The organism is Flavobacterium sp. NPDC079362 (genome assembly GCF_050267765.1).
In the GTDB taxonomy this organism is placed as follows: domain Bacteria; phylum Bacteroidota; class Bacteroidia; order Flavobacteriales; family Flavobacteriaceae; genus Flavobacterium; species Flavobacterium azizsancarii.
In genome coordinates, this window is record NZ_JBNNFM010000049.1 from 23,360 (window position 1) to 29,885 (window position 6,526).

Annotated in this window: 6 protein-coding genes, 3 tRNA genes and 1 pseudogene; 7 read left to right on the plus strand and 3 right to left on the minus strand. The window is 34.4% G+C overall.

What is annotated here, in order from left to right; all coding sequences use genetic code 11:
- Positions 1-43 precede the first annotated feature (43 nt).
- On the plus strand, positions 44-892 hold the full coding sequence (locus ACQKCJ_RS23190) for a transketolase (protein WP_271338349.1): 849 nt from the start codon (positions 44-46) through the stop codon (positions 890-892).
- Between the two features lie 75 nt (positions 893-967).
- Positions 968-1,921 (plus strand): transketolase family protein, encoded by a 954-nt coding sequence (locus tag ACQKCJ_RS23195; RefSeq protein ID WP_427403023.1) that lies wholly within the window; start codon positions 968-970, stop codon positions 1,919-1,921.
- 184 nt (positions 1,922-2,105) lie between these two features.
- Here the strand turns inward: ACQKCJ_RS23195 and ACQKCJ_RS23200 are convergent, their stop codons facing one another.
- Positions 2,106-3,278, minus strand: a complete 1,173-nt coding sequence (locus ACQKCJ_RS23200; protein ID WP_271338351.1) for an FKBP-type peptidyl-prolyl cis-trans isomerase — start codon at positions 3,276-3,278, stop codon at positions 2,106-2,108.
- 79 nt (positions 3,279-3,357) lie between these two features.
- Here ACQKCJ_RS23200 and ACQKCJ_RS23205 point away from each other — a divergent pair, with 79 nt between their 5' ends.
- Positions 3,358-3,747, plus strand: a complete 390-nt coding sequence (locus ACQKCJ_RS23205; RefSeq protein ID WP_271338352.1) for an RNA-binding S4 domain-containing protein — start codon at positions 3,358-3,360, stop codon at positions 3,745-3,747.
- A gap of 122 nt (positions 3,748-3,869) precedes the next feature.
- Positions 3,870-4,370, plus strand: a complete 501-nt coding sequence (locus tag ACQKCJ_RS23210) for a phosphoribosyltransferase domain-containing protein (RefSeq protein WP_427403024.1) — start codon at positions 3,870-3,872, stop codon at positions 4,368-4,370.
- On the opposite strand, the gene ACQKCJ_RS23215 is transcribed toward ACQKCJ_RS23210, so the two are convergent.
- Positions 4,362-4,880, minus strand: coding sequence for a shikimate kinase (locus ACQKCJ_RS23215; protein WP_271338354.1), 519 nt, complete (start codon positions 4,878-4,880; stop codon positions 4,362-4,364). The genes ACQKCJ_RS23210 and ACQKCJ_RS23215 overlap by 9 nt on opposite strands.
- 127 nt (positions 4,881-5,007) lie before the next feature.
- Between ACQKCJ_RS23215 and ACQKCJ_RS23220 the strand changes: the two genes are divergently transcribed.
- From ACQKCJ_RS23220 to ACQKCJ_RS23230, 3 genes are all read left to right on the plus strand, one after another.
- Positions 5,008-5,080, plus strand: a tRNA-Lys gene (locus tag ACQKCJ_RS23220).
- Between the two features lie 41 nt (positions 5,081-5,121).
- Positions 5,122-5,194, plus strand: a tRNA-Lys gene (locus ACQKCJ_RS23225).
- Between the two features lie 42 nt (positions 5,195-5,236).
- A tRNA-Leu gene (locus ACQKCJ_RS23230) sits at positions 5,237-5,319 on the plus strand.
- 871 nt (positions 5,320-6,190) lie between these two features.
- On the opposite strand, the pseudogene ACQKCJ_RS23235 reads toward ACQKCJ_RS23230, so the two are convergent.
- Positions 6,191-6,526 (minus strand): annotated as a pseudogene (locus ACQKCJ_RS23235) (HlyD family secretion protein); the annotation flags it as partial.

The following is a 6,526-nucleotide window of genomic DNA, read 5'->3' on the forward strand; positions in this document are numbered from 1 at the left end:
AATAACAATTACTTTTGCATTCAGTTTAACTTTTACATATAAAATGAAGCCTAACACACAACAATTAAGCGATTTAACTATCCAAGTAAGAAGAGATATTCTTCGAATGGTACATGCTGTCAACTCAGGTCACCCAGGTGGTTCACTAGGTTGTACTGAATTTTTGGTAACTCTTTATCAAAATATTATGGAGCGTAAAGAAGGTTTTGATATGGACGGAATTGGAGAAGATCTTTTCTTCCTTTCAAATGGTCATATTTCTCCTGTATTTTATAGCGTACTAGCACGTAGCGGTTATTTCCCTGTTTCAGAACTTTCAACTTTTAGATTACTAAACTCACGTTTACAAGGACATCCAACAACTCATGAAGGATTGCCTGGAGTTCGTATCGCTTCTGGTTCATTAGGACAAGGTTTATCTGTAGCTCTTGGTGCTGCTCAAGCAAAAAAATTAAATGGCGACAATCATATCATTTATTCTTTGCATGGAGACGGTGAACTACAAGAAGGTCAAAACTGGGAAGCTATCATGTATGCTTCTGCCAAAAAAGTAGACAATATCATTTCGACTATTGACCTTAACGGGAAACAAATCGACGGAACAACTGACGAAGTTTTACCAATGGGAAGTATTCGTGCTAAATTTGAAGCTTTTGACTGGGACGTTCTTGAAATAAAAGAAGGAAATAATATCGATGCTATTCTTGCAGGTTTGAATGATGCTAAATCAAGAACAGGAAAAGGAAAACCAGTTTGTATCTTATTACATACTGAAATGGGTAACGGAGTTGACTTTATGATGCATACACATGCATGGCATGGTAAAGCACCAAGCAACGATCAATTAGCAAGTGCTTTAGCTCAAAACATCTCAACTTTAGCCGATTATTAAAAAATAGCCTTAAGCTTTAAGCAATAAGCTTTATGCCTATTGCCTACAGCCTATTGCTTATAGCAAAAAAACAAAATGAAAAAATACGAAAATACAGGAAGTAAAGATACCCGTTCTGGTTTTGGAGCAGGAATGACTGAATTAGGTCAAAAAAACGAAAATGTTGTAGCACTTTGTGCTGATTTAATCGGATCATTAAAATTTGATGATTTCAAAAAAAATCACCCGGAGCGTTTTTTCCAAATTGGTATTGCAGAAGCTAACATGATTGGTATTGCTGCAGGTTTAACAATTGGGGGAAAAATTCCTTTTACAGGAACTTTCGCAAACTTCTCTACAGGAAGGGTTTACGATCAAATTCGCCAATCTGTTGCTTATTCTGATAAAAACGTAAAAATTTGCGCTTCTCACGCTGGTTTAACACTAGGAGAAGACGGAGCAACACACCAAATCCTTGAAGATATTGGATTAATGAAAATGTTACCTGGAATGACTGTAATTAATACTTGCGATTACAATCAGACTAAAGCAGCAACATTAGCATTAGCTGATCATCATGGTCCGGCTTATTTACGTTTTGGCCGTCCGGTAGTACCTAATTTTACTCCCGCTGACGAACCTTTCGTAATTGGAAAAGCAATTTTATTAAGCGAAGGAACGGATGTTACGATTGTAGCAACAGGACACTTAGTTTGGGAAGCTCTTATTGCAGCTGAAGCTTTAGAAGCAAAAGGAATTTCTGCTGAAGTAATCAACATCCACACTATTAAACCTCTTGACGAAGAAGCAATTCTAAAATCATTGGCTAAAACAAAATGTGTAGTAACTGCTGAAGAACACAATATTCTTGGAGGTCTTGGAGAAAGCATTTCAAGAGTACTAGCTTTAAACAATCCAGCTCCACAAGAGTTTGTTGCTGTAAACGATAGTTTTGGTGAATCCGGAACTCCTGAGCAATTAATGGATAAATACAAATTAAACAATCAGGCGATTGTTGAAGCTGTAGAAAGAGTAATCAAAAGAAAATAATTTTTAGATTTCTTACTTATAGAAAAAGCCTCGAAAATTACTTTTCGAGGCTTTTTTTGTACTAATAAATAACTCTACTACACTTTTACCTAAACAAACACGAACGCCTTCTAAACTCAACTCACACAAACACAAAAAAAAACCTCGAAATCACTTTCGAGGTTTATTATTTCTAAACTAAAATTTAATTCTGTTTGATAGGATACGTTTTATCCAAATGTATTCTTAATCTTGGCGTAGCCGTATAATCTTCAGGTAAATATGCTTTTACATTGGTCGAAGATTCAGGTTTACTAGGATCCGCTAGTGCTCCTGTAGGTCTTCTAGGAATTCCTCTTGGCTCCCATTCATTTACATTTGGTGTTGCAGGATTATCTTCCCTAGGATCCCAAGGATAAAACAAACTCACCCCATAATTAGGAGGACCAACCTGATCGCTTGGTTTTGTTATCTCAAATCTTGTTTTAAATCCATCACCGTCATCATCATAATCTAAAAAGTCCGGAATACCATCTCCATCTGTATCATCAATTAAATCAGCCGGAGGATTAGGATACTTAACCTTATCAGTAAAATTATAAAGATAACCATCACCATTAACATCTTCAAGATAATCAGGAATTCCGTCCGGAATATTTAAAGACTGACCACCCACAGACTCAATATCATGATCCATTCTCTGCAAATCAAGCAATTTAAAACTATAAACTATCGGCGTATACGCAGGAATCGTACCATTGCCTGAAGCGTAATAAGCTAAACCAGAAGGCAAAAACATCATACCAGCTCCATAATCCTGATAGGTAATAACTCCCGTACCCGCATTTGTAGTAGAGGTTCCTGTCTTAAATTTAGGCATAATCTCTCCATAACCTTCTCTAGCAATCGTAACCCCTGTAGTAGCTGCAGCATATATAAACAAATCCTGAGTAGCAGGAAATCCATATGTAGTCTCGGCAACAGTACCATCTAACAAAGAGCACGAATAAGATGTAACCACTCTATCCGTATTAATAGGAGTAATTCCTGTTCCTTGCCTAAAACTTAAATAATATATTGTATAAGTAATATCATTACTATACACAGGTCTTGTTTGCAAAGGGTAAACCTTCTGGTCCCAAATTGAGGTTTGCGTACCTCCTGCAGGAATTTTGGAGATCTTAACATCAAAATCAGCCGTTACCTCCTCAATAAAATTAGTCTTTAAATATTTAATAATAGAATCATTATCTGCTTTATATTGTTCCGCATAATCTCTTAAAGGAACGGTCACCACATCATTGTCATCACTTTTACTACAAGAAACCAAAGAAATGCCGGCAAGCAATAAAATAAAATAATATTTAAATTTATTCATTATTGTTAATTTTTTAGGTGCGCAAGATACAATATTGATTTATTTTTGTAAAGATTTTAACGTTGATTTTAGAAAAATTATGAGAATAGATAAATACCTGTGGTGCGTGCGTTATTATAAAACCAGAAACATGGTTACTGAAGCATGCAAAAAAAACCATATTACTGTAAATGGGCAAGTTGCAAAACCATCAAAAGAGGTTTTTCCAACGGATAAAATTACCTTTAGAAAAGATCAAATCACACAAATTATCACCGTACTCGACATACCTGAAAGTCGTGTTGGCGCAAAACTTGTTGATATATATCGAAAAAACGAAACTCCGGCTGAAGCTTACGCACATTTAGAATTATTAAAACTGTCTAAAGAGCACTATCGCAAAACCGGAACAGGAAGACCAACAAAAAAAGACAGAAGGGATATTGATGAATATGGCAATGATATTATTGATGAAAATGAAGAAAAATAAATTCCTAATTCCCAAAAGACCAAAAATCAAAAACCTCAACACTGGAATTTGATTCCGAAGCTTCGGGATAGATACTGGAATTTCATTCCCTAAATTTGTACTTTAGCAAAAAAAAATAAATCATGAGCAAAAACATTATCTTAACGAACCAGGAAATAGAACATAAAATAAAACGTATTGCCTATCAGATATACGAAACTTTTGTAGACGAAGAAGAAATTGTAATTGCCGGAATCGCTGCTAACGGATTTATTTTTGCTCAAAAACTTGCTTTGGCCTTAACTACTATTTCAACATTAAAAGTTTCTATTTGCGAAGTTAAAGTCGACAAACAAAATCCGCAATTACCCATACACACTTCATTAAGTAAAGAAGAATATAAAAACAAAGGATTAGTATTGGTCGATGATGTCTTAAATTCAGGTACCACTTTGATCTATGCTGTTCGTCATTTCTTAGACGTTCCGTTAAAGAAATTCAAAACAGCAGTACTTGTAGACAGAAATCATAAAAAATATCCTGTAAAGGCAGATTTTAAAGGAATCTCCTTATCAACATCTTTACTAGAGCATGTTCAGGTTGTTTTTGACGACAATGGCGACGATTATGCCTTTTTAAGCTAAGATTTCTAAAATATCCTGAACCGTTTCTTCGATAGTTTTATTATCAACCGCAACTTTGTGTTGTGCATGGTTGTAATAATAACTTCTATCGAACAAATGCTTCGCAATAAATTCTTTCATTTCTTCTTCATTCATATTAGCGATTAATGGACGCTTGCTTTTGTTATGAACCAGCCTATCGTACAAAGTCTCTATCGAAGCTTTTAAATAAACAGAAGTAACATCATCGCTTTTCAATAATTCATGATTATTGGCATAACAAGGCGTTCCTCCGCCTAAACCTATTATGCTTTTTTCTGAAGACTGAAGTAATTCTACAAATATTTCGTGTTCTAATTTTCTAAAATGAATCTCTCCAAATTGTTCGAAAATTTCATTTATTGATAAATTTGCTTTTTTTTCGATGCATTTATCTAAATCCAGAAAGGGAATATTTGTAATTTTTGATAAGTTCTGGGCAATTGTTGACTTTCCGCAACCCATATATCCTAATAATATAATCTTTTTCATTTTAATAATGACCTATAAATTAAGGCGTTGTAAATTTTGATTAAAAAAAGACAAATTTATAATAAATAAGCTTGCAAATATCAAAAATAACTCCTTATATTTGCACCCGCATTCAAGGAAAGAATTTGACTCGATAGCTCAGTTGGTAGAGCACATCACTTTTAATGATGGGGTCCTGGGTTCGAGCCCCAGTCGGGTCACAAATTTTGTGATTCACAAAATAACTTTTCTTGATAGCAATGACTCGATAGCTCAGTTGGTAGAGCACATCACTTTTAATGATGGGGTCCTGGGTTCGAGCCCCAGTCGGGTCACAAAAGGTCGAGTATTTATTTACTTGACCTTTTTTTATTTCAGGCCACGTGGAGAAACGGTAGACTTGCCATCTTGAGGGGGTGGTGCTCGTAAGGGCGTGTGGGTTCAAATCCCACCGTGGTCACTATAAAAAAATGAAAGCCTGCAAAGTGTATATTTTGCAGGCTTTTTTGGGATCAAACGCAAAAGTTGGGGATTACGCAAAAAGATTGCATAATCTGAATAAGAAAAAATCGGATGAGTCGCAAAAGTTGGGGATTAACCAAAAGGCTAGATAATATGAATAAGAAGAAATTTACTTTACGCACTCCTCTAAATTGACTTCTAAATGCTTTTACTCATTCAGTAATCGCAATATAGCTAACGATGTTTGTGTTTTTAGTGTTTTTCAGACATCTTTAAATAATCAATAAACCTGTCTATAGGCTTTATACATATGTTAGTTTCTTATCCGTGGATTTTATTAGTTTCATCGCCTTCGTATCTTCTTCAACTTTATGCAGATATTTTCAATGTAGAGTTTATTAAATTTTATAAGTTATCCTATTTGCGCCCCTGTTCTTGGAAAAGCTTTTGAAATCCCGTATTTATTGGAGTGGATTAATACATTTTCTAGAACAAAAAGCTAAGACTATATTCTTTTAATCAATAAAAAATTGACAATTAAAGTATCAAATTCTGTATAATATTTTTATATTCACTAACTATATTTTATATGCATATCTAAGGTAAACTTATTTTATTAGAAATCTTGTAAATGCCCGCTAATATCGATCTTAAAGCAAGGGTTAAAGACCTATAAGCTTTGCAAAATTAGATTTCTTTTGCTTGGACGAATATTGATATTCACAAGTTCAAATTTATAATATCTAAAACCAGTATCACCTGATCTTAAATCTCTAAATACCTTATTAACAGTTTTACCTTTTATTAAGCCTCCAACATTAAATGCAAGTTCAACAACTGATCTTCCTGTCAGAGTTAAAGTATCTTAACTAAACTTGCTCAAAAATACTTTTGAACTGATATAAAATGCGTTCGATCAAGCGCAAATCTTCGGTTACTATTTCGGCGCTTCCTTTCATTTCCTGCTGAAACACGATTTGTTTTTTATAAGAAGTCATTAATCCGTTTGGAAGCGCGACATCCATTAATAAATTCCCATCTTTATCAGGAACCAGAGAAATATTTCGAATTTTACCTTTTAACACTCCAAACTCACGATCAGGAAAATTCGCTAATCTGATATTTACAGTTTGCCCCACTTTTATTTTTCCGGAATTCAACGCCGGCGCTTTTACTTTTCCAACAAAACCATTTTTTGTATCCGG

What these genes read in the sequence shown, in the direction of transcription:
- ACQKCJ_RS23190 (WP_271338349.1), top strand. Translation starts at nt 44, where the DNA reads ATGAAGCCTAACACACAACAATTAAGCGATTTAACTATCCAAGTAAGA.
- ACQKCJ_RS23195 (WP_427403023.1), top strand. Translation starts at nt 968, where the DNA reads ATGAAAAAATACGAAAATACAGGAAGTAAAGATACCCGTTCTGGTTTT.
- ACQKCJ_RS23200 (WP_271338351.1), bottom strand. Translation starts at nt 3,278, where the DNA reads ATGAATAAATTTAAATATTATTTTATTTTATTGCTTGCCGGCATTTCT.
- ACQKCJ_RS23205 (WP_271338352.1), top strand. Translation starts at nt 3,358, where the DNA reads ATGAGAATAGATAAATACCTGTGGTGCGTGCGTTATTATAAAACCAGA.
- ACQKCJ_RS23210 (WP_427403024.1), top strand. Translation starts at nt 3,870, where the DNA reads ATGAGCAAAAACATTATCTTAACGAACCAGGAAATAGAACATAAAATA.
- ACQKCJ_RS23215 (WP_271338354.1), bottom strand. Translation starts at nt 4,880, where the DNA reads ATGAAAAAGATTATATTATTAGGATATATGGGTTGCGGAAAGTCAACA.